Here is a 23595-nt window from a genome sequence, read left to right as displayed (position 1 = left end):
ATGAGCGGTGGGCTTCTCGTCGCCGGGACCACCTCCGACGCGGGCAAGAGCGTCGTGACGGCCGGGATCTGCCGGTGGCTGGTGCGGCAGGGCATCAAGGTCGCGCCGTTCAAGGCGCAGAACATGTCCCTGAATTCGTTCGTGACGCGGGAGGGCGCCGAGATCGGGCGGGCGCAGGCCATGCAGGCCCAGGCCTGCCGCGTCGAGCCGACCGCGCTGATGAACCCCGTGCTGCTCAAGCCCGGGGGCGAGCAGAGCAGTCAGGTCGTGCTGCTGGGCAAGCCGGTGGGTGAGCTGAGCGCGCGCGGCTATCACGGCGGGCGGCAGCAGAAGCTGCTCGGCACGGTGCTGGACTGTCTGGAGCAGTTGCGGGGCACGTATGACGCGGTGATCTGTGAGGGGGCCGGTTCTCCCGCCGAGATCAACCTGCGGCGGACGGACATCGTCAACATGGGCATCGCCCGGGGTGCCGGGCTTCCCGTGCTCGTCGTCGGCGACATCGACCGGGGCGGTGTCTTCGCCTCGTTCTTCGGCACGGTGGCACTGCTGTCCCGTGAGGACCAGAGGTGCGTCGCCGGGTTCCTGGTCAACAAGTTCCGCGGGGACGTCTCCCTGCTGGAGCCAGGCCTGGACATGCTGCACGGGCTGACGGGCCGGAAGACGTACGGCGTGCTGCCGTTCCGGCACGGGCTGGGGATCGACGAGGAGGACGGGCTGCGGGTCTCCCTGCGGGGAGCCGTGCGGGAGTCCGTCGTCGCGCCGCCGCTCGGCGAGGACGTGCTGCGCGTCGCCGTGTGCGCCGTGCCGCTGATGTCCAACTTCACCGACGTGGACGCCCTGGCCGCCGAACCGGGCGTCGTGGTGCGGTTCGTGGACCGGCCGGAGGAGCTGGCCGACGCCGACCTCGTCGTCGTACCCGGCACCCGCGGGACGGTCCGGGCGCTGGACTGGCTGCGCGAGCGGGGACTCGCCGACGCCCTGGTGCGCAGGGCCGCCGAGCAGCGGCCCGTGCTCGGTGTCTGCGGCGGCTTCCAGCTCCTCGGCGAGCACATCGAGGACGACGTCGAGAGCCGCCGGGGCCATGTCGACGGGCTGGGGATCCTGCCCGTGCGGGTGCGCTTCGCCCGCGAGAAGACCCTCACCCGGCCGGAGGGCGAGGCCCTCGGCGAGCGGGTCGAGGGCTACGAGATCCACCACGGGGTCGCCGAGGTCACCGGCGGCGAACCCTTCCTGGACGGCTGCCGGGTCGGCCAGACCTGGGGCACCCACTGGCACGGCTCGCTGGAGTCGGACGGCTTCCGGCGGGCGTTCCTGCGCGAGGTGGCGGCCGCCGCGGGCCGCCGTTTCGTGCCGGCTCCGGACACCTCGTTCGCCGCGCTGCGCGAGGAGCAGCTCGACCGGCTCGGCGACCTGATCGAACAGCACGCGGACACCGACGCGCTGTGGCGGCTCATCGAGTCCGGCGCGCCGCAAGGACTGCCCTTCATTCCACCGGGAGCACCCGCATGAGCACTGTGTTGTTGTTGTCGACCGCCGACACGGACCTGCTGGCGGCCCGGGCCGCCTCCGGTGCCGACTACCGGATCGGCAACCCGACCCGCGTGGACGTCCGGGAGGAGCTCCCGGCCCTGCTGGACGGGGTGTCCGTCGCCGTGGTCCGGCTGCTCGGCGGCAAGCGGGCCTGGGAGGACGGGCTCGCCGCGCTGAAGGCGTCCGGGATCCCGACCGTGCTGCTGGGCGGCGAGGCCGTGCCGGACGCGGAGCTGATGGCCGAGTCGTCGGTGCCGGCCGGGGTCGTCGCCGAGGCGCTGAAGTACCTCGTGGAGGGCGGGCCGGAGAACCTCACCGAGCTGGCCCGGTTCCTGTCCGACACGGTGCTGCTCACCGGTGAGGGCTTCGCCGCACCGCGCAAGATGCCCGAGTACGGCGTGCACGGTGAGCGGGCGTACGGCGAGGGCCGTCCGACCGTCGGCGTGCTCTTCTACCGGGCCCACGAACTGAGCGGCAACACCGCCTTCGTGGACACCCTGTGCGACGCGATCGAGGCCCACGGCGCCAACGCCCTGCCGGTGTACTGCGGTTCGCTGCGCGGCGCGGACGAGGGGCTGTACGAGATCCTGGGCCGGGCGGACGCCCTGGTCGCCACCGTGCTGGCCGCCGGCGGCACGCACGCCTCGCAGGCCTCGGCGGGCGGCGACGAGGAGGCCTGGGACATCGGCGCGCTGGCCGGGATGAACGTCCCCGTGCTGCAGGGGCTGTGCCTGACGTCCTCGCGGCAGGCGTGGGAGGAGTCGGACGCCGCCCTGTCCCCCATGGACGCCGCGATGCAGGTGGCGATCCCGGAGTTCGACGGGCGGCTGATCACCGTGCCGTTCTCCTTCAAGGAGCAGGGCCCGGACGACGTGCCCGTGTACGTGGCCGACCCGGAGCGGGCCGCGCGGGTCGCCGGCATCGCCGTACGGCACGCCCGGCTCAAGCACAAGGCGAACGCGGAGAAGAAGCTCGCGCTGGTCTTCACCGCGTACCCGACCAAGCACTCGCGCGTCGGCAACGCGGTCGGGCTGGACACGCCCGCCTCGGCCGTGCGGGTGCTGGACGCGCTCCGGGACGCCGGATACGCCGTCGAGGGCTACCCGGACAACGGCGACGAGCTGATCCACCGGCTGATCGAGGCCGGCGGACACGACGTGGAGTGGCTGACGGAGGAGCAGCTCGCCTCGGCGCCCGCGCGGGTGCCGCTGGCGGACTACCGGGCCTGGTTCGGCAAGCTCGACCCGGAGCTGAGGGACGCCATGACCGAGGCGTGGGGCGAGCCGCCGGGCAGTCTCTACGTCGACGGGGAGGACATCGTGCTGGCGTCCCTGCAGTTCGGGAACGTCGTGGTGATGATCCAGCCGCCGCGCGGCTTCGGCGAGAACCCGATCGCGATCTACCACGACCCGGACATGCCGCCCTCGCACCACTACATGGCGGCCTACCGGTGGCTGGAGAACAGCTTCGGCGCGGACGCGATCGTGCACATGGGCAAGCACGGCACGATGGAGTGGCTGCCCGGCAAGGGCCTCGGGCTCAGCGGCGGGTGCGCCCCGGACGCCGTCCTCGGTGACCTGCCGCTGGTCTACCCGTTCATCGTCAACGACCCGGGCGAGGGCACCCAGGCCAAGCGCCGCGGCCACGCCACGGTCGTCGACCACCTGGTGCCGCCGATGGCCCGCGCCGACACCTACGGCGACCTGGCCAAGCTGGAGCAGCTCCTCGACGAGTACGCGCTCGTCTCCGACCTGGACCCGGCCAAGGCCCCGGCCGTGCGGGCGCAGATCTGGACGCTGGTGAAGGCGGCCGAGCTCCACCACGACCTGCACGTCGACGAACAGCCGGACGACGAGGCGTTCGACGAGTTCGTCATGCACATCGACGGCTACCTGTGCGAGATCAAGGACGTGCAGATCCGCGACGGCCTGCACATCCTGGGCGGCGGTCCGGTCGGTGAGCCGCGCGTCAACCTGGTGCTGGCCGTGCTGCGCGCCTCGCAGGTGTGGGGCGGCCGGGCCAACGCGCTGCCGGGCCTGCGGGCCGCGCTGGCGGAGCACTTCGGGCTGGTGGAGAAGGAACTGCTGGCCGAGCCGGGCGCCCCGGTGAAGGTGCCCGTCGAGCTGACGGACCTGGTGGACGGCCCGTCCCGCAGCGCCGCCGACGCGATCGACCTGCTGGAGCAGTTGTGCCGGCGGATCGCGGAGGGCATGGAGGAGCGCGGCTGGGACGCGGCCGCGGTTCCCGCGCTGGTCCGCGAGGTGCTCGGCGCCGAACTGCCCGACGCCGTCGCCGTGCTGGAGTTCGCCTGCGCCGAGGTCGTGCCCCGGCTGGAGAGGACCACCGACGAGATCGGGCACATCCTGCGGGCCCTGGACGGCGGGTACGTCCCGGCCGGTCCGTCCGGCTCGCCCACCCGCGGCCTGGTCAACGTGCTGCCGACGGGCCGGAACTTCTACTCCGTCGACCCCAAGGCGATCCCGTCCCGGCTCAGCTGGGAGGTCGGGCAGTCGCTCGCGGACTCGCTGGTGCAGCGCTATCTCCAGGACACCGGGGAGTACCCGAAGTCCGTCGGCCTGACGGTGTGGGGCACCTCCGCCATGCGCACCCAGGGCGACGACATCGCCGAGATCCTGGCGCTGCTGGGCTGCCGTCCGGTGTGGGACGACGCCTCGCGCCGGGTGACCGGGTTCGAAGTGATCCCGCTCACGGAGCTGGGCCGGCCGCGCATCGACGTCACGGTCCGCATCTCCGGTTTCTTCCGGGACGCGTTCCCGCACGTGGTGGGGCTGATCGACGACGCCGTGCGGGCGGTGGCCGAGCTGGACGAGCCGGCCGAGTCCAACTACGTCCGGGCGCACGCCGACGAGGACACCGCCGAGCACGGCGACCGGCGCCGCGCCACCGCCCGCATCTTCGGCTCCAAGCCGGGGGCGTACGGGGCCGGTCTGCTGCCGCTGATCGACGCCCGCAACTGGCGCTCCGACGCGGACCTCGCCGAGGTGTACGCGGTGTGGGGCGGCTACGCCTACGGCCGCGGCCTCGACGGGCGGGCCGCGCGCGGGGACATGGAGACGGCGTTCAAGCGGATCGCGGTCGCCGCGAAGAACGTCGACACCCGTGAGCACGACCTGGTCGACGCCGACGACTACTTCCAGTACCACGGCGGCATGGTCGCCATGGTCCGCCACCTCACGGGCGCCAGCCCCGAGGCGTACGTGGGCGACTCGGCCACCCCGGACCAGGTGAAGACGCGCACACTGGGCGAGGAGACGCACCGCGTGTTCCGGGCCCGGGTGGTCAACCCGCGCTGGATGGCGGCCATGCGGCGGCACGGCTACAAGGGCGCCTTCGAGATGGCGGCGACCGTCGACTACCTCTTCGGGTACGACGCCACGGCCGGGGTCGTGGACGACTGGATGTACGAGAAGCTCAGCGCCGAGTACGTCTTCGACCCGGAGAACCGGGACTTCATGAAGAAGTCCAACCCCTGGGCGCTGCGCGGCATCACCGAGCGGCTGCTGGAGGCGGCCGAGCGGGGCCTGTGGGCCGAGCCGGACGCGGAGACGCTGGAGCGGCTGCGCGCCACCTACCTGGAGCTCGAAGGCGACTTGGAGGGCGACGACAAGTGACCACCCCGTTCCCGTTCACGGCCGTCGTCGGCCAGGACGACCTGCGGCTCGCGCTGTTGCTGAACGCCGTGTCACCGGCGGTCGGCGGTGTGCTGGTGCGCGGCGAGAAGGGCACCGCCAAGTCGACGGCGGTGCGGGCACTGTCGGCGCTGCTGCCGGCGGTCCCGGTCGTCCCCGGCTGCCGTTTCTCCTGCGACCCCGTCTCCCCCGACCCGGGGTGCCCGGACGGGCCCCACGAGACCGGCGGCGGTGTGGAGCGGCCCGCCCGCATGGTGGAGCTGCCCGTCGGCGCCTCCGAGGACCGGCTGGTGGGCGCGCTGGACATCGAGCGGGCGCTGGCGGAGGGCGTGAAGGCCTTCGAGCCGGGCCTGCTCGCCGACGCGCACCGCGGCATCCTCTACGTCGACGAGGTCAACCTCCTCCACGACCACCTGGTCGACCTGCTGCTGGACGCCGCCGCGATGGGCGCCTCGTACGTCGAGCGCGAGGGCGTCTCCGTACGGCACGCAGCGCGGTTCCTGCTCGTCGGCACGATGAACCCCGAGGAGGGCGAGCTGCGGCCGCAGTTGCTCGACCGGTTCGGGCTGACCGTCGAGGTCGCCGCCTCGCGCGAGCCGGACCAGCGGGTCGAGGTCGTGCGCAGGCGGCTGGCCTACGACGACGACCCGGCCGCCTTCGCGGCCCGGTGGGCCGAGGAGGAGGCCGAGGTACGGGCGCGGATCGTGGCGGCGCGCGAGCTGCTGCCGTCGGTGCGCCTCGGCGACGGGGCGCTGCGGCAGATCGCGGCGACCTGCGCGGCCTTCGAGGTGGACGGCATGCGCGCCGACATCGTGATGGCCCGGACCGCGACCGCGCTGGCGGCCTGGGCCGGGCGGACGGACGTGCTCGCCGAGGACGTCCGGCAGGCGGCGCTGCTCGCGCTGCCGCACCGGCGGCGGCGCAACCCCTTCGACGCGCCGGGGCTGGACGAGGACAAGCTGGACGAGACGCTGGAGGAGTTCGGCGGCTCGCAGGACGACGACCCGGATCCGGACCCCGGGCCGGACGGGCCCGGCGGGGGCGGCGGGCAGCCGGACCCCGGCGAGGGTCCCGAGGGCGGTGACACCGGTGCCTCGCCCGAGGCCGGGGAAGGCGGGCAGCCGCAGCCGTCGGGAGGCGGCGAGCAGTCGGCCGTACGGCCCTCCGAACCGTTTCGCACGAAGGTGCTGAGCGTGCCCGGCATCGGCGAGGGCGTCGCCGGGCGTCGCTCGCGGGCGCGGACCGAGCACGGGCGGACCACCGGGGCCAGGCGGCCCCGGGGCGCGCTCACCAAACTGCACCTGGCGGCGACCGTGCAGGCCGCCGCGCCGCACCAGCGGGCCCGCGGACGGTCCGGGCCGGGCCTGGTGGTACGCCGGGACGACCTGCGGCAGGCCACCCGCGAGGGGCGCGAGGGCAATCTCGTGCTGTTCGTGGTGGACGCCTCCGGGTCGATGGCGGCCCGGCAGCGGATGAGCGCCGTGAAGGGCGCCGTGCTGTCGCTGCTGCTGGACGCCTACCAGCGGCGGGACAAGGTCGGTCTGGTGACCTTCCGGGGCACGGGCGCGGACGTCGCGCTGCCGCCGACCTCGTCGGTGGACGCGGCGGCGGCCCGGCTGGAGTCGCTGCCCACGGGCGGACGCACGCCCCTCGCGGCGGGGCTGCTGCGGGCGCACGACGTGCTGCGCGTGGAGCGGCTGCGGGATCCGGCGCGGCGGCCGCTGGTCGTGGTGGTGACGGACGGGCGGGCCACGGGCGGTCCGGAGCCCGTCGCGCTGGCCGGGCGTGCGGCGCGGCTGTTCGCGGCCGACGGGGTCGCCTCCGTGGTGGTGGACTGCGAGTCGGGGCCCGTGCGGCTGGGGCTGGCCGGGCAGCTCGCGGGTGAGCTGGGCGGCACGGCCGTGACGCTGGACGAGTTGCGGGCCGACTCGATCGCCGGGCTGGTGAAGGACGTACAGAGGAGGGCCGCGTAATGCCGCAGGGACAGCCGAGTGTGGTGCCCGACGACGGGCTGACGACCCGGCAGCGCCGGAACCGGCCGCTGGTCGTGGTGCACACGGGCATCGGCAAGGGCAAGTCCACCGCCGCGTTCGGGCTCGCGCTGCGGGCCTGGAACCAGGGGTGGCCGATCGGGGTGTTCCAGTTCGTCAAGTCGGCGAAGTGGAAGGTCGGCGAGGAGAACGCGCTGCGGGTGCTGGGGGCGTCCGGGGAGGGCGGGTCCGTCGACTGGCACAAGATGGGCGAGGGCTGGTCCTGGGTGCAGCGTGATGCCCAGATGGACAACGAGGAGAAGGCCCGCGAGGGCTGGGAGCAGGTCAAGCGGGACCTGGCGGCCGAGACGTACAGGCTGTACGTGCTCGACGAGTTCGCGTACCCGATGCACTGGGGCTGGGTCGACACCGACGAGGTGGTCGACGTCCTGCGCGACCGGCCCGGGACGCAGCATGTCGTGATCACCGGGCGGAACGCGCCGGCGAAGCTCGTGGACCTCGCCGACCTCGTGACCGACATGTCCAAGGTCAAGCACCCCATGGACGTCGGGCAGAAGGGGCAGAGGGGCATCGAGTGGTGAGTGCTTCCGTCCCCCGGCTGGTCGTCGCCGCGCCCTCCTCGGGCAGCGGCAAGACCACCGTCGCCACGGGGTTGATGGCCGCGTTCGCCGCGCGGGGGCTCGCCGTGTCCCCGCACAAGGTCGGACCGGACTACATCGACCCCGGGTACCACGCGCTCGCGACCGGGCGGGTGGGGCGGAACCTGGACGCCTACCTGTGCGGGCCCGAGCTGGTCGGGCCGTTGTTCCTGCACGGGGCGCGGGGCTGTGACCTCGCCGTCGTCGAGGGCGTGATGGGGCTGTACGACGGGGCGGCCGGGGAGGGGGAGCTGGCCTCCACCGCGCAGGTCGCGAAGTTGCTGCGGGCGCCGGTGGTGCTGGTCGTGGACGCGTCGTCGCAGTCGCGGTCGGTGGCGGCGCTGGTGCACGGGTTCGCTTCCTGGGACCCCGAGGTGCGGATCGGGGGCGTGATCCTGAACAAGGTCGGGTCCGACCGGCACGAGGAGCTGCTCCGGGAGGCGCTGGACTCGGCCGGCGTGCCCGTTCTGGGTGTGCTGCGGCGGGTGGGGCAGGTGGAGACGCCGTCGCGGCATCTCGGGCTGGTTCCTGTCGCCGAACGGCAGGGTGCGGCGGTCGAGGCTGTCGCTGCGATGGCCGCGCAGGTCCTGGACGGTTGCGACCTGGTGGCGTTGGAAGCGCTGGCACGTGCGGCCGGTGCCGTACCGGGGGGCACCGCCCCCTGGACCCCCGCCTCGCCCGCCCATCACCCGACTCGGTCGGACGAAAAGCCGACACCCCGTTCCGGCCCGGCTCCGTCGGACGGACAGCGCGCGCCCGTCGTCGCCGTCGCCGGTGGATCCGCCTTCACGTTCTCCTACGCCGAACACACCGAACTGCTCACGGCCGCCGGGGCCGAAGTCGTCACCTTCGATCCGCTGCGGGACGAGGAACTGCCCGAAGGGACCCGGGGGTTGGTGATCGGGGGCGGGTTCCCGGAGGTGTACGCCACCGAGCTGTCCGCCAACGAGCCGTTGCGGAAGGCCGTCGCCGAGCTGGCGAACGGCGGCGCTCCCGTGGCCGCCGAGTGCGCCGGACTGCTGTATCTGTGCCGGGAGCTGGACGGGCTGCCGATGTGCGGGGTGCTGGACGCCTCGGCGCGGATGAGCGAGCGGCTCACCCTGGGCTACCGGGACGCCGTCGCGGTCGGCGACAGCGTGCTCGCGGCGGCCGGGACGCGGATGCGCGGGCACGAGTTCCACCGGACCGTCGTGGAGCCCGGGTCGGGGGCGGAGCCCGCCTGGGGCGTGCGCACCCCTCGGCCCCGGGTCGAAGGTTTCGTACAGCGCGGTGTGCACGCGAGTTATCTGCACACGCACTGGGCGTCCGAGCCCGGTGTCGCCCGTCGGTTCGTGGAGAGGTGCCGGACGTCATGAGCAGCAGGCTGGTCGGAGTCGGGGTGGGCCCCGGGGATCCGGAGCTGGTCACGGTCAAGGGCGTCAACGCCCTGCGGGATGCCGATGTCGTCGTCGTGCCCGTGATGGACACGGGCGAGCGCGGGCGGGCCGAGGCGACCGTGGTGCACTACGTGCCCGAGGAGAAGGTCGTCCGGGTCGTGTTCGCGCTGAACGAGCGCAGCGACCGGGGCCGCCGCGAGGCCGCCTGGGACGCGGCGGGCGCACGCGTCGCCGAACTGCTGCGGGCGCACGACGCCGTGGCCTTCGCGACCATCGGCGACCCCAACGTGTACTCGACCTTCACCTACCTCGCGCAGACCATCGCCGAGCTGGTGCCCGGGACCGTCGTGGAGACCGTGCCCGGCATCACCGCCATGCAGGACCTCGCCGCCCGGTCGGGCGCCGTGCTGACCGAGGGGACCGAGCCGCTCACGCTGGTGCCCGTCACCGCCGGGGCGACCGTGCTGAAGGAGGCCCTCGCCGGGCCGGGCACGGTCGTCGCCTACAAGTTCGGCCGGCAGGCCCATGAGGTCGCCGAGGCGCTGCGCGAGACCGGGCGGATCGAGGGCGCGGTGTGGGGATCGGCGCTGGGGCTGGCGGAGGAGTCGATCCGCCCGGCCGCCGACCTCGACGGCGCTCCCCTGCCGTATCTGTCGACGCTCATCGCGCCCGCCCGGCGCGAGGGCGGCCGCGGCGGAAAGCTCTGATCTCACCCGTTCACCCGTCTCTTCACCCATCACCGTCGAACCCTGTACGAGAGGACCCACCCCATGGCCGACGCCCCCGCCGGCAAAGTGACCTTCGTCGGTGCCGGCCCCGGCGCCGCCGACCTGCTGACGTTCCGTGCCGCGCGCGCCATCGCCGAGGCCGACGTCGTGATCTGGGCGGCCAGCCTGGTCCAGGCCGAGGTCCTCGACCACGCGCGCGAGGACGCGGAGATCCTCGACTCGGCGACCATGTCCCTGGAGGACGTCGTCGCCGTGTACGAACGGGCCCGTGGCGAGGGTCTGAAGGTGGCCCGCATCCACTCCGGCGACCCCGCCCTGTGGGGCGGCACGCAGGAGCAGCTGGACCGGTGCGCCGAGATCGGCATCGCGACCGAGATCGTGCCCGGTGTGTCCTCCTTCTCGGCCGTGGCGGCGCTGGCGCAGCGGGAGCTGACCATCCCGGAGGTCGCCCAGTCCGTGGTGCTGACCCGGCTCGGCGGCGGCAAGACGCCGATGCCGCCCGGTGAGGAGGTCCGCGAGTTCGCCAAGCACGGCACGACCATGGCGGTCTTCCTGTCCGCCGCCCGCAGCGGGCAGCTGGTGCGGGAGCTGCTGGAGGGCGGCTACCCGACGACGACCCCGGTCGTGGTGGCGTACCAGGCGACCTGGCCGGAGGAGCTGGTCGTGAAGTGCACGATCGGCACGCTGGAGGAGACGGTCAAGGAGCACAAGCTCTGGAAGCACACGCTCTTCCTGGTCGGACCCGCCCTCGACGCGCACGGCACGCGCTCGCACCTGTACCACCCGGGGCACTTCCACGGCTACCGCAAGGCCGACCCCGAGGCCCGCCGGGCGCTGCGCGAGCGGGGGGCGAGTACGTGATCACGGTGGTCGGCACGGGGACGGGACGGGCGCCTGCCGACGGCGTCCTCGCCGACGCCCTCGCCGGTGCCGAGCTGGTCGTCGGCGGGCGGCGGCATCTGGAGGCCGTACCGCTGCCCGACGGAGCGGAGCGGGTCGTGCTCGGGCCGCTCGCTCCCGCCCTCGACACCATCGAGGAGTACGCCGGCGAGGACCGCCCGGTGGTGGTGCTGGCCTCCGGCGACCCGGGGTTCTTCGGGATCGTGCGGGTGCTGGCGGAGCGATTCGGGCCGGAGCGGCTGGACGTGCGGCCCGGGGTGTCGTCCGTCGCCGCCGCCTTCGCGCGCGTCGGGCTGCCGTGGGACGACGCCGTGGTGGTGAGCGCCCACGGGCGGGAGCTGCGGACGGCCGTCAACGTGTGCCGGGCGCGGGCGAAGACGGCCGTACTGACCGGCCCGGGGGCCGGGCCGGCCGAGCTGGGTGCCGCGCTGGCCGGCGAGGACCGGGTGCTGGTGGTCGCGTCCGGGCTCGGCTCCGCCGCCGAGCGCGTGGAGCGGGTGACGCCCCAGGAGGCAGCCGCCCGGGACTGGGGCCCGGCGGTCAGCGTGGTGCTGTGCCTGGACGAGAGCCGTGCGCTCGGGCCGGTGCGGACGGTCGCGGGGCCCGGAGAGCGGCCGGCCGGCTGGGCCCTGGACGAGGCGGAGTTCGCACACCGCGACTCGATGATCACCAAGTTCGAGGTGCGGGCGCTGGCCCTGGCCCGGCTGGGTCCGCGGCCGGGCGACCTGGTGTGGGACGTGGGCGCGGGGTCCGGCTCGGTGGCCGTGGAGTGCGCCCGGCTCGGGGCGGCGGCCGTCGCCGTGGAGAAGGCGCCCGACGGGGTGGAGCGGATCCGCGCCAACGCCGCCGCGCACGGTGTGGACGTGCGCGTGGTGCAGGGCGCGGCGCCGGACGCGCTGGACGGGCTGGCCGACGACCCGGACGCCGTGTTCGTCGGGGGCGGCGGGCGGGAACTGCCCGCGATCGTCGGCGTGTGCGCCCGGCGGGCCCGGCGCGCGGTGGTCGTCGCGATGGCGGCGCTCGACCGGGTGCCCGCCGTGCGCACGGCGCTGACGGGCGCCGGTTTCTCCTGCGACGGGGTGCTGTTGCAGTCGTCCCGGCTCGCGCCGCTGCCGGGTGACGTGACCCGGCTCGCGGCGACCAATCCGGTTTTCCTGTTGTGGGGCGTCAGAAAGCCCCTGGATCGTGAGGGAGTTGCCCAGTGATCGGCCTCATTTCCGCCACCGCGGCGGGGGCGGCGGCGCGCGACCGGCTGGCCGCGGCGTGGCCGGACCGCACCCGCGTGTACGACGGACCCGTGGCGGACGCCGTCCGGCGGGCGTTCGCGGAGTGCGAGCAGCTCGTGTGCTTCCTGGCGACCGGCGCGGTCGTGCGGATCGTCGCCCCGCTGCTGGCGGACAAGGCGAGCGACCCGGGTGTGGTGTGCGTCGACGAGGCCGGACGGTTCGCCGTGTCGCTGGCCGGCGGGCACGGCGGCGGTGCCAACGCCCTCGCCCGCGAGGTCGGGGAGGTGCTGGGCGCCGAGCCCGTGGTGACGACGGCGACGGACGCCGTGGACCTGCCCGGCCTTGACACGCTCGGTCTGCCCGTGGAGGGCGAGGTCGCCGCCGTCTCGCGGGCGCTGCTCGACGGTGAGCCGGTGGCGCTGCGGGCCGAGGTGGCCTGGCCGCTGCCGCCGCTCCCGGTCGCGGCCGAAGGGGCGTACACGATCCGGGTGACCGACCGGCTGGTCGAGGCGGCCGAGCGTGAGGTGGTGCTGCGGCCGCCGTCCCTCGTGGTCGGCGTGGGCGCCTCCTCGGGCGTTCCCGCCGAGGAGGTGCTGGAGCTGGTCGGGTCGGCGTTGCGGGAGGCGGGGCTGTCGGCGCGCAGTCTGGCCGCGCTCACCACGGTGGACGCCAAGGCCGAGGAGCCCGGCGTCGTCGAGGCCGCGCGGCGGCTCGGGGTGCCGCTGGTGACGTACCCGGCCGGGGAGCTGTCCGGGGTCGAGGTGCCGAACCCGTCCGACGCGCCCCTCGCCGCCGTCGGCACGCCCTCGGTGGCGGAGGCCTCGGCGCTGCTGCGCGGTGGTGAACTGCTCGTGCCGAAGCGGAAGTCGCAGCGCGCCGACGGCACGCCGGCGATGGCGACCTGCGCCGTCGTACGGCGGCCCGGGCGCGGGCGGCTCGCGGTGGTGGGGCTCGGGCCGGGCGCCCGGGACCTGCTGACGCCGCGCGCCAGGGCCGAACTGCGGCGCGCCGCCGTGCTCGTGGGGCTGGACCAGTACGTCGACCAGATCCGGGACCTGCTGCGGCCCGGCACCCGGGTGCTGGAGTCGGGGCTCGGGGCCGAGGAGGAGCGGGCCCGCACGGCCGTCGAGGAAGCCCGCAAGGGGCAGGCCGTCGCGCTGATCGGCAGCGGGGACGCGGGCGTGTACGCCATGGCCTCCCCCGCGCTCGCCGAGGCCTCCGACGACATCGACGTGATCGGCGTGCCCGGTGTGACGGCGGCCCTCGCGGCGGCCGCGATCCTCGGTGCGCCGCTCGGCCACGACCACGTGTCGATCAGCCTGTCCGACCTGCACACGCCCTGGGAGGTCATCGAGCGCCGGGTGCGGGCGGCGGCCGAGGCGGACATCGTCGTCACCTTCTACAACCCCCGTTCGCGCGGCCGCGACTGGCAGCTCCCGAAGGCCCTGGCGATCCTCGCCGAGCACCGCGCGCCCGGGACGCCGGTCGGTGTCGTACGGAACGCCTCACGGCCGGACGAGTCCAGCCGGCTGACCACGCTGGGCGCTCTCGACCCGGCGACGGTCGACATGATGACGGTCGTGACCGTGGGCAACACGGCGACCCGGGACATCGCGGGGCGCATGGTGACGCCGCGCGGCTACCGCTGGCAGACCGCACAGGAGGGCGCCCGGTGAACCGCGTGGTGCATCCCATCGAGGTGGAGTCGTACCGGCGGCTGCGCGCCCGGCTGGACACCTCGCACTTCCCGCCGCTGACCCGGGCGGTCGTCGAGCGGGTCATCCACTCCGCCGCCGACCTCGACTACGCCACCGACCTCGTCATGGCCGAGGCCGACCTGGAGAAGGCGCACGCCGCGCTGCACGCCGGTGCGCCCGTGGTCGTGGACGTGGAGATGGTCGGGGCCGGCATCACCCGCCGCGAGACCGTCTGCCGGCTGCGGGACGCCGTGGCCGGTCCGGGACTGACCCGGTCCGCGCACGCGATCCGGCTCGCCCACGAGCAGGTCGGCCCGGGCGCCCTGTGGGTGATCGGCAACGCCCCGACCGCGCTGGAGGAACTGCTGACCCTGGACGCCGACCCGGCGCTCGTCATCGGCCTGCCCGTCGGGTTCGTGGGCGCCGTCGAATCGAAGGCCGCGCTGCGCGAGAGCGGGCTGCCCGCCGTGAGCAACGTGTCCGAGAAGGGCGGTTCGGCGGTCGCCGCCGCCGCGCTCAACGCCCTGCTGTACCACCCCACTTCCGCCGAGGAGAAACTGTGACCACCCCGCCCGCCCTGCTCATCGCCGGCCACGGCACCCGGGACGACGCCGGAGCCGAGGCGTTCCGCGACTTCGTACGGGAGCTGGGGGCCCGCCACCCCGAACTGCCCGTCGCGGGCGGCTTCATCGAGCTGTCCCCGCCGCCGCTCGGCGAGGCCGTGACCGAACTCGTCGAGCGGGGTGTGCGGCGGTTCGCCGCCGTGCCGCTGATGCTGGTGTCGGCCGGGCACGCCAAGGGCGACATCCCGGCCGCGCTGGCCCGCGAGAAGGAGCGGCACCCCGGCATCTCGTACACCTACGGGCGTCCGCTGGGCCCGCACCCGGCGCTGCTGAACGTGCTGGAGCGGCGGCTGGAGGAGGCGCTGGGCGCCGGTCCCGGGCGCACGCCCGGGGACCGGTCCGACGTGACGGTGCTGCTGGTGGGGCGCGGGTCGACGGACCCGGACGCCAACGCCGAGGTGCACAAGGCGGCGCGGCTGCTGTGGGAAGGGCGCGGTTACGCGGGCGTCGAGACGGCGTTCGTGTCGCTGGCGGCGCCGGACGTGCCGAGCGGGCTCGACCGGTGCGTGCGGCTGGGCGCGCGCCGGATCGTGGTGCTGCCCTACTTCCTGTTCACGGGCATCCTGCCGGACCGGGTGCGCCGGCAGACGGAGGGCTGGGCCGCCGCGCACCCGGAGGTCGACGTGCGCTCGGCCGACGTCATCGGGCCGGAGCCGGAGCTGCTGGACCTGGTGTGGGAGCGGTACGAGGAGGCCGTCAAGGGCGATCTGCGGATGAACTGCGACTCGTGCGTGTACCGCATCGCGCTGCCGGGCTTCGAGGACAAGGTGGGGATGCCGCAGCAGCCGCACTTCCACCCGGACGACGACGACCACCACCACGGTCATGGCCACGGGCACGGGCACGGGCATCACCACGGCGCGCACTCGCATGCGCACTGACAGCGGGCACGACCTGCGCCACCACGGCGACGCGGAGGTCCGGGACGACGGCGGCTCGCTGGTCGACCTGGCCGTGAACGTCCGCGCGGACACGCCGCCGGTGTGGCTGCGGGAGCACATCGCGGCGTCGCTCACCGGGCTGGCCGCCTACCCGGACGGGCGGGCGGCGCGGACCGCGGTGGCGGAGCGGCACGGGCTGCCGGTGGAGCGGGTGCTGCTGACGGCGGGCGCGGCGGAGGCGTTCGTGCTGCTGGCCCGGGCGTTGAAGGTGCGTCGGCCTGTCGTGGTGCATCCGCAGTTCACGGAGCCGGAGGCGGCGCTGCGGGACGCGGGGCACACGGTCGGGCGGGTGCTGCTGCGCGAGGAGGACGGCTTCCGGCTCCGCCCGGCGGCCGTCCCCGAGGACGCCGACCTCGTGGTGATCGGCAACCCCACCAACCCCACGTCGGTGCTGCACCCGGCGGACGCCGTCGCCTCGCTCGCCCGGCCCGGGCGGGTGCTGGTGGTGGACGAGGCGTTCATGGACGCCGTGCCGGGTGAGCGGGAGTCCCTGGCCGGACGGACCGACGTGCCCGGTCTCGTGGTGCTGCGCAGCCTGACCAAGACCTGGGGGCTGGCCGGGCTGCGGATCGGTTACGTGCTGGCGGCGCCGGAGACCGTGGCGGACCTGGAGCGGGCGCAGCCGCTGTGGCCGGTGTCGACGCCGGCGCTGGCGGCGGCCGAGGCGTGCGTGGGGCCGCGGGCGGTGGCCGAAGCCGCGCACGCGGCCCACCGCATCGCGGCGGACCGGGCCCACCTCCTGGCGGGTCTCGCCCGCTTCGCCCCGGCCGGGCTGCGGGTGGCCGGGCCCGCGCAGGGCCCGTTCCTGCTGGTCCGCCTGCCCCGGGCGGCGACCGTACGCACCCGCCTGCGCGACCTCGGCTACGCCGTGCGCCGCGGGGACACGTTCCCCGGCCTGGACGACGAGTGGCTGCGCCTGGCGGTACGGGACCGGGCGACCGTGGACGGCTTCCTGCGGGCACTGGAGCAGGCACTGGAACACTGACGCCCGGACCGGGAACAGCGCGAGGAGCACGACCGCGGGCGCCCGGACCGGGGCGGGTCCGGCAGATCGCTCGCATCCCCGCCCGGCGCGGCGTCCCGCGGTCACGGAGCACGGCGGCACCACATCCGCTCGGGAGCGGGGCGCGGCCCACCCGTTCGCGCAGGCCCGACGCGATCCGCGTCATCACCGCCGCCTCCCCTCGTACGGCGCCGCCACCGCCTCCCCTCGTGCGGCGCCGCCACCGCCTCCCCTCGTGCGGCGGCGCCGGCAGCGTCGGCCCCCGCGCGTCAGCCGCGCCGCCGGGCCAGGAACACCGCTCCCCCGCCCCCGGCCAGCAGGGCCACCGCGCCGCCCACGAGGTAGGGCGTCGCCGAACTGCCGCCCGTCTCCGCCAGGTTCTCCTCGGCGGGGGCGCCCTGGGGCCGGGTGCCGGCGGGCGGGGCGGAGGCCTCGGCCGCGGGGCTGGGGGTCTTGCAGGTCGCCTCGGCCAGGGTGAGCGTGCCGTCGACCTCGGCGACGTTGAGCTTCAGCGGGTTGACGGAGACCTTGAGTTCGAGGGCGGTGGCGGCGGCCGACCGGGCCGTGGTCCGGGTGTTCGACAGGTCCAGGCGGACTTCGCCGACCCCCGGCACCGTGACGTCGGTCGGGCCGCCGGCGGTCAGGTTCACGCGCTTGCCGAGCACGGTGACCGAGCCGGGCAGGTCCGTCCTGGCGACCGGCTTCCGGCCGACCTCGCACGTGGCCGTGGAGGTGACCTGCTCGATCTCGATCAGGGACAGCAGCGGCAGGCCCGGGACGTGCAGGCGGGCGTGGGCCAGGGTGGTGGCGCCCTCGGCCTTCGTGGCGGTCGTGGTGGCCGTCGCCCGGGCCACGTCCGCGCGCAGCACGCTGAACGGCCGGCCGCCGTCCACCGCGTCCAGCCGGGCCGTCAGCGTGGTCTTCTCGGCGCTGCTCGGGGCCTCGACCTGGTTGAGGGAGACGGCGAGCGGCACCTGGACCGACTTGTTCAGCAGCGAGACGTCGAGGCCGGTGCGCAGGACGACGGCGCTCGCGCGCCCGTGGTCGCCGGTGGCGTGCGCCGGGCTCGCGCCGGCCAGGACCGCGGGCCCGGCGGCGAGGGCCGTCGCCGTGGCGACGGCCGCCAGACGGCGTGCGGGCATGCGGAAGGAAGGGCTGTTCACGGTGGGGACTCCCAGAAGAGACAGGCTCGGGACCCGGAAAGAATCACCCCGCCGCGCGCCCCCCGTCAGCGATCCGACACCGCTTCACCCCAACGTGGCAAGATCGGCGCTGTATTCGAATCCCACGGCACAGGCGTTCCCCGCCGTCACCCTCACGCCCCGCCCACCACACGCCCGTTGAGCACCACCCGGCGCGGGGCCGCCAGGACACGCACGTCCGCACGCGGGTCCTCGTCGTAGACGACGAGGTCGGCCGGGGCGCCCTCGTCCAGGCCGGGCCGGCCGAGCCAGGCGCGCGCCTTCCAGGTGCCGGCCGCCAGGGCCTCGACGGGCGGGAGGCCCGCGGTGACCAGTTCGGCGACCTCGGCCGCCGCCAGCCCGTGGGCGAGCCCGCCCCCGGCGTCGGTGCCGACGAAGACCGGGATGCCGGCGTCGTAGGCGTTGCGGACCGTGTCGTAACGGCGGGCGTGGAGCCGGCGCATATGGGCGGACCAGCGCGGGAACTTGTCCTCGCCGCCGTCGGCGAGTTGCGGGAAGGTCGCGATGTTGACGAGGGTCGGCACGATGGCGACACCCCGCTCGGCGAACAGCGGGACGAGGTCGTCGGTCAGGCCGGTCGCGTGCTCGATGCAGTCGATGCCCGCCTCGACGAGGTCGCGCAGGGAGCTCTCCGCGAAGCAGTGCGCGGTGACGCGGGCGCCCAGGCGGTGCGCCTCCGCGATCGCCGCCTCGACCGCGCCGCGCGGCCAGCAGGCCGACAGGTCCCCCAGGTCGCGGTCGATCCAGTCGCCGACCAGCTTGACCCAGCCGTCGCCGCGCCGGGCCTCCTGGGCGACGTAGGCGACCAGGTCGTCCGGTTCGATCTCCCAGGCGTAGTTGCGGATGTAGCGGCGGGTGCGGGCGATGTGCCGCCCCGCGCGGATGATCTTGGGCAGGTCCTCGCGGTCGTCGACCCAGCGGGTGTCGGACGGCGAGCCCGCGTCACGGATCAGCAGGGTGCCCGCGTCCCGGTCGGTCAGCGCCTGCCGTTCCGCGACGTCCTGCGGGACCGCGCCGTGCCGGTCGAGTCCGACGTGGCAGTGTGCGTCGACGAGGCCGGGCAGGGCCCAGCCCTCCACCGTGCGGACGTCGCGGGCTCCGGCGGGGCGGTCGTAGCAGACCCGGCCGTCGACGACCCACAGCTCGTCCCGGACGTCCTCGGGCCCGACGAGCACCCGTCCCTTCACGTGCAGCACCGCGTGATCGCTCATGCACGGCACCTTAGTGAGCCGTCGGCGCCACCTCGACGGGGGCCGGGCCTCCCCGGCCTCGCGCACATGGGCGCCGGCTCCCCGGGCCTCGCGTACGGGGGGCGCGGTACCCGCCGGTTACCCTCGTTGCCGTCGAACCTGTGAGTGAAGAGAGCATTGCTGTGACGCATCCGTTTCTGGACCTGGCCCCGCTCGGCGCGGACCGCTTCGCCGCGATCGAGGACCGTGTGGCGCGGCTGCTGAGCACCGAGCAGGACGTCGTGATCATGCAGGGCGAGGCGCTGCTGCCGCTGGAGGGCGCGATCCGCGCCGCGGCCGGTCCGGGGACGACGGCGCTGAACGTCATCACGGGCCCCTACGGGCAGACGTTCGGCGACTGGCTGCGGAACTGCGGCGCGACGGTGATCGACCTGGCGGTGCCCTTCCACACGGCGGTGACGGCCGAGCAGATCCGGGAGGCCTTCGCCGCGCACCCGGAGATCGACTTCGTGTCCCTGGTGCACGCGGAGGCGGCGACCGGCAACACCAACCCGGTCGCGGAGATCGGCGAGGTGGTGCGGGCGCACGGGGCGCTGTTCTACCTGGACGCGGTGGCGTCGATCGGTGCCGAGCCGGTGCTGCCGGATGCGTGGGGTGTCGACCTGTGCGTGATCGGGGCGCAGAAGGCGATGGGCGGCCCGGCCGGGGTGTCGGCGGTGTCGGTGAGCGAGCGGGCCTGGGCCCGGATGGCGGCGAACCCGCGGGCGCCGCGGCGGTCGTACCTGTCGCTTCTCGACTGGAAGGAGCGGTGGATCGACGGTGGCCGCAGGGCGCTGCTGCACGCGCCGGCGCAGCTGGAGATGCTCGCGCTGGAGGCCTGCGTGGAGCGGATCGAGGCGGCGGGCCTGGACACGGTGATGGCGCGGCACACCTCGGCCGCGGCGGCCACGCGCGCCGGGGCGCTCGCGCTCGGTGGCGGACTGGAGCCGTACGTGCACGAGGCCCGGGACGCGGCGCCGGTCGCCACGACCCTGCGCGTCCCGGCCGGGGTGGTGGCCTCGGAGCTCGTGGGGCGGGCCCTGGCCGCGGACCCGGCGCTGCCGCTCGCAGCCGGCGGGGGCGCGCTGGCCCAGGAGATGATCCGGGTCAACCACTACGGCGCCGACGCGACACCGGGAGCCGTCCGCGCGAGCCTGACGGCACTCGGCGTCGCGCTCGACGGGCAGGGCGTGACGGTGGACGTGGCACGCGCACTGCGGGCCGTCGAGACCGCGTGGCGATGACCGCCCGCCTGGCCGGCAGCGGTCGACGAAGTGACCGGCACTTGAATTCCGCGCACTTTTCGAGTGGTCCCACATGTAAGCTGGCACACAATTAAGAATTGTTTCAGGAAAAGCTACCCGTATTCTTCTGCCCGCTTTTCCCGGTCCTAAACGCGCAGATTTCGAGGACCTTCCGCGAGGTAATTCCGACAGGTCTCGTGGGGGTTACATGGCTGTGACGCGTTACACACAGTGACCACTTTGCCCGGTATTAACCGGACAATCTCGGGCATCCCGCCGCCCCTGTGCCGTGAGCCCCGCGCTCGCGCGATAACACAGGGGCGGCTCATATGTAAGCCCGATCGGCGATGCAATTTTGAATTTCGCTGGGTAAGTTCAATTCGCATGACCGCCGTACAAGCAGATCCGCAAATCGACCGACCCACGGTGGCCGATGGAGCCGCACTGTGGCGGATGGCGAAGGACTCGAAGGTTCTCGACGTGAACTCGTCCTACAGCTATCTGCTGTGGTGCCGCGACTTCGCCGCCACCTCGGCCGTCGCGCGTGACGAGCGCGGCGAGCCGATGGGCTTCATCACCGGGTACGTGCGACCGGACAGCCCGCGCACCCTGCTGGTGTGGCAGGTGGCCGTGGACGAGGCGCACCGCGGGCGCGGTCTGGCCGCGGCGCTGCTCGACGGTCTGGTCGCGCGGACCGTCGCCGAGCGCGCGGTGACGACGGTGGAGACGACCATCACTCCGGGCAACGCCGCCTCGGAGCGCCTGTTCACGTCCTTCGCCGAGCGGCACGGCGCGCCGCTGGAGCGCGAGGTGCTGTTCGACACGGGCCTGTTCCCCGACGGGCCGCACGACCCGGAGGTCCTGTACCGCATCGGACCGCTGCCCCGCTGAGACGTCCCGCCCGGCTCCCGCAATTCCCGCAGACCCCCGCCGACTTCACAGACTTCGCCGACTTCCCCCACGCACCGAGGAGCGATTCGTCGTGACCATCACCCAGCCCGACCTGAGCGTCTTCGAGACCCTGGAGTCCGAGGTGCGCAGCTACTGCCGCGGCTGGCCCACCGTCTTCGACCGTGCGGTGGGCAGCCGCATGTACGACGAGGACGGCCATGAGTACCTCGACTTCTTCGCCGGAGCGGGGTCACTGAACTACGGGCACAACAACCCGGTCCTGAAACGCGCGCTGATCGACTACCTGGAGCGTGACGGCGTCACGCACGGGCTCGACATGTCGACCACCGCCAAGCGCCGCTTCCTGGAGACCTTCCAGAACCTGCTGCTGCGCCCGCGCGACCTGCCGTACAAGGTCATGTTCCCGGGCCCGACCGGCACCAACGCCGTGGAGTCCGCGCTGAAGCTGGCGCGGAAGGTGAAGGGCCGCGAGGCGATCGTGTCGTTCACCAACGCCTTCCACGGCATGTCGCTGGGCTCGCTGGCCGTCACCGGCAACGCCTTCAAGCGCGCCGGTGCGGGCATCCCGCTGGTGCACGGCACGCCGATGCCCTTCGACAACTACTTCGACGGCCAGGTCCCGGACTTCCTGTGGTTCGAGCGGCTCCTGGAGGACCAGGGCTCCGGTCTGAACAAGCCGGCCGCCGTGATCGTCGAGACCGTGCAGGGCGAGGGCGGCATCAACGTGGCCCGGCCCGAGTGGCTGCGCGCCCTGGCCGACCTGTGCGAGCGGCAGGACATGCTGCTGATCGTCGACGACATCCAGATGGGCTGCGGGCGCACCGGCGCGTTCTTCTCCTTCGAGGAGGCGGGCATCACGCCGGACATCGTCACCGTCTCCAAGTCCATCAGCGGCTACGGCCTGCCGATGTCGCTGTGCCTGTTCAAGCCCGAGCTCGACGTGTGGGAGCCGGGCGAGCACAACGGCACCTTCCGCGGCAACAACCCCGCCTTCGTCACGGCGACCGCGGCCCTGGAGACGTACTGGGCCGACGGCAGCGCGATGGAGAAGCAGACCCGCACGCGCGGCGAGCAGGTCGAGCAGGCGCTGATCTCCATCACCGAGGAGAACCTGGCCGACGTGAAGGAGTACCGGGGCCGCGGCCTGGTGTGGGGCATGGAGTTCCACGACAAGGCCCGTGCGGGCAAGGTCGCCAAGCGCGCCTTCGAACTCGGGCTGCTCATCGAGACGTCCGGTCCGGAGAGCGAGGTCGTGAAGCTGCTTCCCGCCCTCACCATCACGCCCGAGGAACTGGACGAGGGCCTCAGCACGCTGGCCCGCGCCGTCCGCGAGACCGCCTGACCACACAGCACCACCCACCTAGGAGGCATCGCAGCACCGTGATTGTCCGTTCGTTCAAGGAGATCGAAGGTACCGACCGGCACGTGAAGGCGGCGTCCGGTACGTGGGAGAGCAAACGCATCGTCCTCGCCAAGGAGAAGGTCGGCTTCTCCCTGCACGAGACGATCCTGTACGCGGGTACGGAGACGTCGATGTGGTACGCGAACCACATCGAGGCCGTCGTCTGCGTCGAGGGCGAGGCCGAGCTGACCGACCACGAGACCGGGCAGAAGCACACCATCACGCCCGGGACCATGTACCTCCTGGACGGGCACGAGAGGCACACGCTGCGGGTCAAGGAGGACTTCCGCTGCCTCTGCGTGTTCAACCCGCCCGTGACCGGACGGGAGGACCACGACGAGAACGGCGTCTACCCGCTGCTCACCGAGGAGGTGTGACGTTTCATGACCGCCACGACCGACACGACCACCACCACCGGTGTCCCCGACCTCTACCCCACGCGCGGTGCCGCCGAGGTGCTCACCCCGCGCCAGGACCCGGTCGTCTGGGGCGCGCCCGACGCGCCCGGGCCGATCGTGCCCGCCGACCTGCTGTCCTTCGAGCGTGACGGCTTCCTCGCCATCGACCAGCTCATCACGGACGACGAGGTCACCGTCTACCGCGACGAGCTGAACCGGCTGGTCAACGACCCGGACATCCGTGCCGACGAGCGGTCGATCGTCGAGCCGAAGTCCAAGGAGATCCGCTCGGTCTTCGAGGTGCACAAGATCAGCGAGGTGTTCGCCAGGCTGGTCAGCGACGAGCGGGTCGTCGGCCGGGCGCGGCAGATCCTCGGCTCGGACGTCTACGTCCACCAGTCGCGGATCAACGTCAAGCCGGGGTTCGGCGCCAGTGGCTTCTACTGGCACTCGGACTTCGAGACGTGGCACGCCGAGGACGGTCTGCCGCGGATGCGCACGGTGTCGGTCTCGATCGCGCTGACCGAGAACTTCGACACCAACGGCGGCCTCATGATCATGCCGGGGTCGCACAAGACCTTCCTCGGCTGCGCCGGCGAGACGCCCAAGGACAACTACAAGAAGTCGCTGCAGATGCAGGACGCGGGCACGCCCTCCGACGAGGCGCTGACCCGGTTCGCCACCGAGCACGGCATCAAGCTGTTCACGGGCAGGGCCGGTTCGGCGACGTGGTTCGACTGCAACTGCATGCACGGGTCGGGCGACAACATCACGCCGTTCCCGCGCAGCAACGTGTTCATCGTGTTCAACAGCGTGGAGAACACGGCGGTGGAACCGTTCGCGGCACCGGTACGGCGCCCCGAATTCATCGGCGCGCGGGACTTCACGCCGGTGAGGTGACCGCG

At 73.7% G+C, this 23595-nt stretch carries 19 protein-coding genes; 17 read left to right on the top strand and 2 right to left on the bottom strand.

What is annotated here, in order from left to right:
- From ACIGAQ_RS15710 to cobC, 12 genes are all read left to right on the top strand, one after another.
- The gene (locus ACIGAQ_RS15710) at positions 1-1509 is read left to right on the top strand and encodes a cobyric acid synthase (protein WP_399783000.1); all 1509 of its coding nucleotides are present in this window, start codon (positions 1-3) and stop codon (positions 1507-1509) included.
- Complete coding sequence (gene cobN, locus ACIGAQ_RS15705; RefSeq protein ID WP_399782998.1) at positions 1506-5162, top strand: cobaltochelatase subunit CobN; 3657 nt, start codon at positions 1506-1508, stop codon at positions 5160-5162. The genes ACIGAQ_RS15710 and cobN overlap by 4 nt, the downstream gene beginning before the upstream one ends.
- On the top strand, positions 5159-7153 hold the full coding sequence (locus tag ACIGAQ_RS15700) for a putative cobaltochelatase (RefSeq protein WP_362281998.1): 1995 nt from the start codon (positions 5159-5161) through the stop codon (positions 7151-7153). The genes cobN and ACIGAQ_RS15700 overlap by 4 nt, the downstream gene beginning before the upstream one ends.
- Positions 7153-7752, top strand: a complete 600-nt coding sequence (gene cobO / locus ACIGAQ_RS15695; protein WP_399782994.1) for a cob(I)yrinic acid a,c-diamide adenosyltransferase — start codon at positions 7153-7155, stop codon at positions 7750-7752. Before ACIGAQ_RS15700 ends, cobO begins: the two co-directional genes overlap by 1 nt.
- Positions 7749-9164, top strand: a complete 1416-nt coding sequence (locus tag ACIGAQ_RS15690; protein WP_399782991.1) for a cobyrinate a,c-diamide synthase — start codon at positions 7749-7751, stop codon at positions 9162-9164. Before cobO ends, ACIGAQ_RS15690 begins: the two co-directional genes overlap by 4 nt.
- On the top strand, positions 9161-9892 hold the full coding sequence (gene cobI / locus ACIGAQ_RS15685; protein WP_399782988.1) for a precorrin-2 C(20)-methyltransferase: 732 nt from the start codon (positions 9161-9163) through the stop codon (positions 9890-9892). The genes ACIGAQ_RS15690 and cobI overlap by 4 nt, the downstream gene beginning before the upstream one ends.
- 63 nt (positions 9893-9955) lie before the next feature.
- Positions 9956-10774, top strand: a complete 819-nt coding sequence (cobM, locus tag ACIGAQ_RS15680) for a precorrin-4 C(11)-methyltransferase (RefSeq protein ID WP_094056461.1) — start codon at positions 9956-9958, stop codon at positions 10772-10774.
- On the top strand, positions 10771-12018 hold the full coding sequence (gene cbiE / locus ACIGAQ_RS15675; RefSeq protein WP_399782984.1) for a precorrin-6y C5,15-methyltransferase (decarboxylating) subunit CbiE: 1248 nt from the start codon (positions 10771-10773) through the stop codon (positions 12016-12018). Before cobM ends, cbiE begins: the two co-directional genes overlap by 4 nt.
- Positions 12015-13715, top strand: a complete 1701-nt coding sequence (cobJ, locus tag ACIGAQ_RS15670; RefSeq protein WP_399782981.1) for a precorrin-3B C(17)-methyltransferase — start codon at positions 12015-12017, stop codon at positions 13713-13715. The genes cbiE and cobJ overlap by 4 nt, the downstream gene beginning before the upstream one ends.
- Complete coding sequence (locus ACIGAQ_RS15665; RefSeq protein WP_362282014.1) at positions 13712-14299, top strand: precorrin-8X methylmutase; 588 nt, start codon at positions 13712-13714, stop codon at positions 14297-14299. Before cobJ ends, ACIGAQ_RS15665 begins: the two co-directional genes overlap by 4 nt.
- Positions 14296-15240, top strand: coding sequence for a sirohydrochlorin chelatase (locus ACIGAQ_RS15660; RefSeq protein WP_399782978.1), 945 nt, complete (start codon positions 14296-14298; stop codon positions 15238-15240). The genes ACIGAQ_RS15665 and ACIGAQ_RS15660 overlap by 4 nt, the downstream gene beginning before the upstream one ends.
- Entirely contained in the window at positions 15230-16285 is a 1056-nt protein-coding gene (cobC, locus tag ACIGAQ_RS15655; RefSeq protein ID WP_399782975.1) for an Rv2231c family pyridoxal phosphate-dependent protein CobC, read from the top strand. Before ACIGAQ_RS15660 ends, cobC begins: the two co-directional genes overlap by 11 nt.
- A gap of 287 nt (positions 16286-16572) precedes the next feature.
- On the opposite strand, the gene ACIGAQ_RS15650 is transcribed toward cobC, so the two are convergent.
- Both ACIGAQ_RS15650 and ACIGAQ_RS15645 read right to left on the bottom strand, forming a co-directional pair.
- Positions 16573-17466: an SCO1860 family LAETG-anchored protein gene (locus tag ACIGAQ_RS15650; protein WP_399782972.1), complete on the bottom strand. Its 894-nt coding sequence runs from the start codon at positions 17464-17466 to the stop codon at positions 16573-16575.
- A 152-nt stretch (positions 17467-17618) separates the two neighbouring features.
- Complete coding sequence (locus tag ACIGAQ_RS15645; RefSeq protein WP_362282018.1) at positions 17619-18716, bottom strand: amidohydrolase family protein; 1098 nt, start codon at positions 18714-18716, stop codon at positions 17619-17621.
- Positions 18717-18877: 161 nt separating this feature from the next.
- On the opposite strand from ACIGAQ_RS15645, the gene ACIGAQ_RS15640 reads away from it, so the two are divergent.
- The 5 genes from ACIGAQ_RS15640 to thpD all read left to right on the top strand — a co-directional run bounded on the left by ACIGAQ_RS15640 (position 18878) and on the right by thpD (position 23590).
- Positions 18878-19978 carry a pyridoxal-phosphate-dependent aminotransferase family protein gene (locus tag ACIGAQ_RS15640; RefSeq protein WP_399782969.1) on the top strand — a complete coding sequence of 367 codons (1101 nt, stop codon included), beginning with the start codon at positions 18878-18880 and terminating at the stop codon, positions 19976-19978.
- A gap of 384 nt (positions 19979-20362) precedes the next feature.
- A complete protein-coding gene (gene ectA, locus ACIGAQ_RS15635; RefSeq protein WP_311683799.1) occupies positions 20363-20869 on the top strand; it encodes a diaminobutyrate acetyltransferase in 507 nt (168 codons plus the stop codon).
- 91 nt (positions 20870-20960) lie between these two features.
- Positions 20961-22232 (top strand): diaminobutyrate--2-oxoglutarate transaminase, encoded by a 1272-nt coding sequence (gene ectB / locus ACIGAQ_RS15630; RefSeq protein WP_311683797.1) that lies wholly within the window; start codon positions 20961-20963, stop codon positions 22230-22232.
- A 38-nt stretch (positions 22233-22270) separates the two neighbouring features.
- Positions 22271-22669 (top strand): ectoine synthase, encoded by a 399-nt coding sequence (locus ACIGAQ_RS15625; RefSeq protein ID WP_311683795.1) that lies wholly within the window; start codon positions 22271-22273, stop codon positions 22667-22669.
- Between the two features lie 6 nt (positions 22670-22675).
- Positions 22676-23590 (top strand): ectoine hydroxylase, encoded by a 915-nt coding sequence (gene thpD / locus ACIGAQ_RS15620; protein WP_311683793.1) that lies wholly within the window; start codon positions 22676-22678, stop codon positions 23588-23590.
- Positions 23591-23595: the final 5 nt, after the last annotated feature.

This window comes from Streptomyces sp. NPDC085932 (genome assembly GCF_044540525.1).
GTDB classification, from domain to species: Bacteria; Actinomycetota; Actinomycetes; order Streptomycetales; family Streptomycetaceae; genus Streptomyces; species Streptomyces levis.
The sequence above is the reverse complement of the archived record's forward strand: the minus strand, read 5'-3'. Positions and strand labels throughout refer to the sequence as shown.

Coding starts and splice junctions, on each gene's coding strand:
- ACIGAQ_RS15645 (WP_362282018.1), bottom strand. CDS start 18,716: ATGAGCGATCACGCGGTGCTGCACGTGAAGGGACGGGTGCTCGTCGGG.
- thpD (WP_311683793.1), top strand. CDS start 22,676: ATGACCGCCACGACCGACACGACCACCACCACCGGTGTCCCCGACCTC.
- cobO (WP_399782994.1), top strand. CDS start 7,153: ATGCCGCAGGGACAGCCGAGTGTGGTGCCCGACGACGGGCTGACGACC.
- cobC (WP_399782975.1), top strand. CDS start 15,230: ATGCGCACTGACAGCGGGCACGACCTGCGCCACCACGGCGACGCGGAG.
- ectA (WP_311683799.1), top strand. CDS start 20,363: ATGACCGCCGTACAAGCAGATCCGCAAATCGACCGACCCACGGTGGCC.
- cobI (WP_399782988.1), top strand. CDS start 9,161: ATGAGCAGCAGGCTGGTCGGAGTCGGGGTGGGCCCCGGGGATCCGGAG.
- cobM (WP_094056461.1), top strand. CDS start 9,956: ATGGCCGACGCCCCCGCCGGCAAAGTGACCTTCGTCGGTGCCGGCCCC.
- cobN (WP_399782998.1), top strand. CDS start 1,506: ATGAGCACTGTGTTGTTGTTGTCGACCGCCGACACGGACCTGCTGGCG.
- ACIGAQ_RS15710 (WP_399783000.1), top strand. CDS start 1: ATGAGCGGTGGGCTTCTCGTCGCCGGGACCACCTCCGACGCGGGCAAG.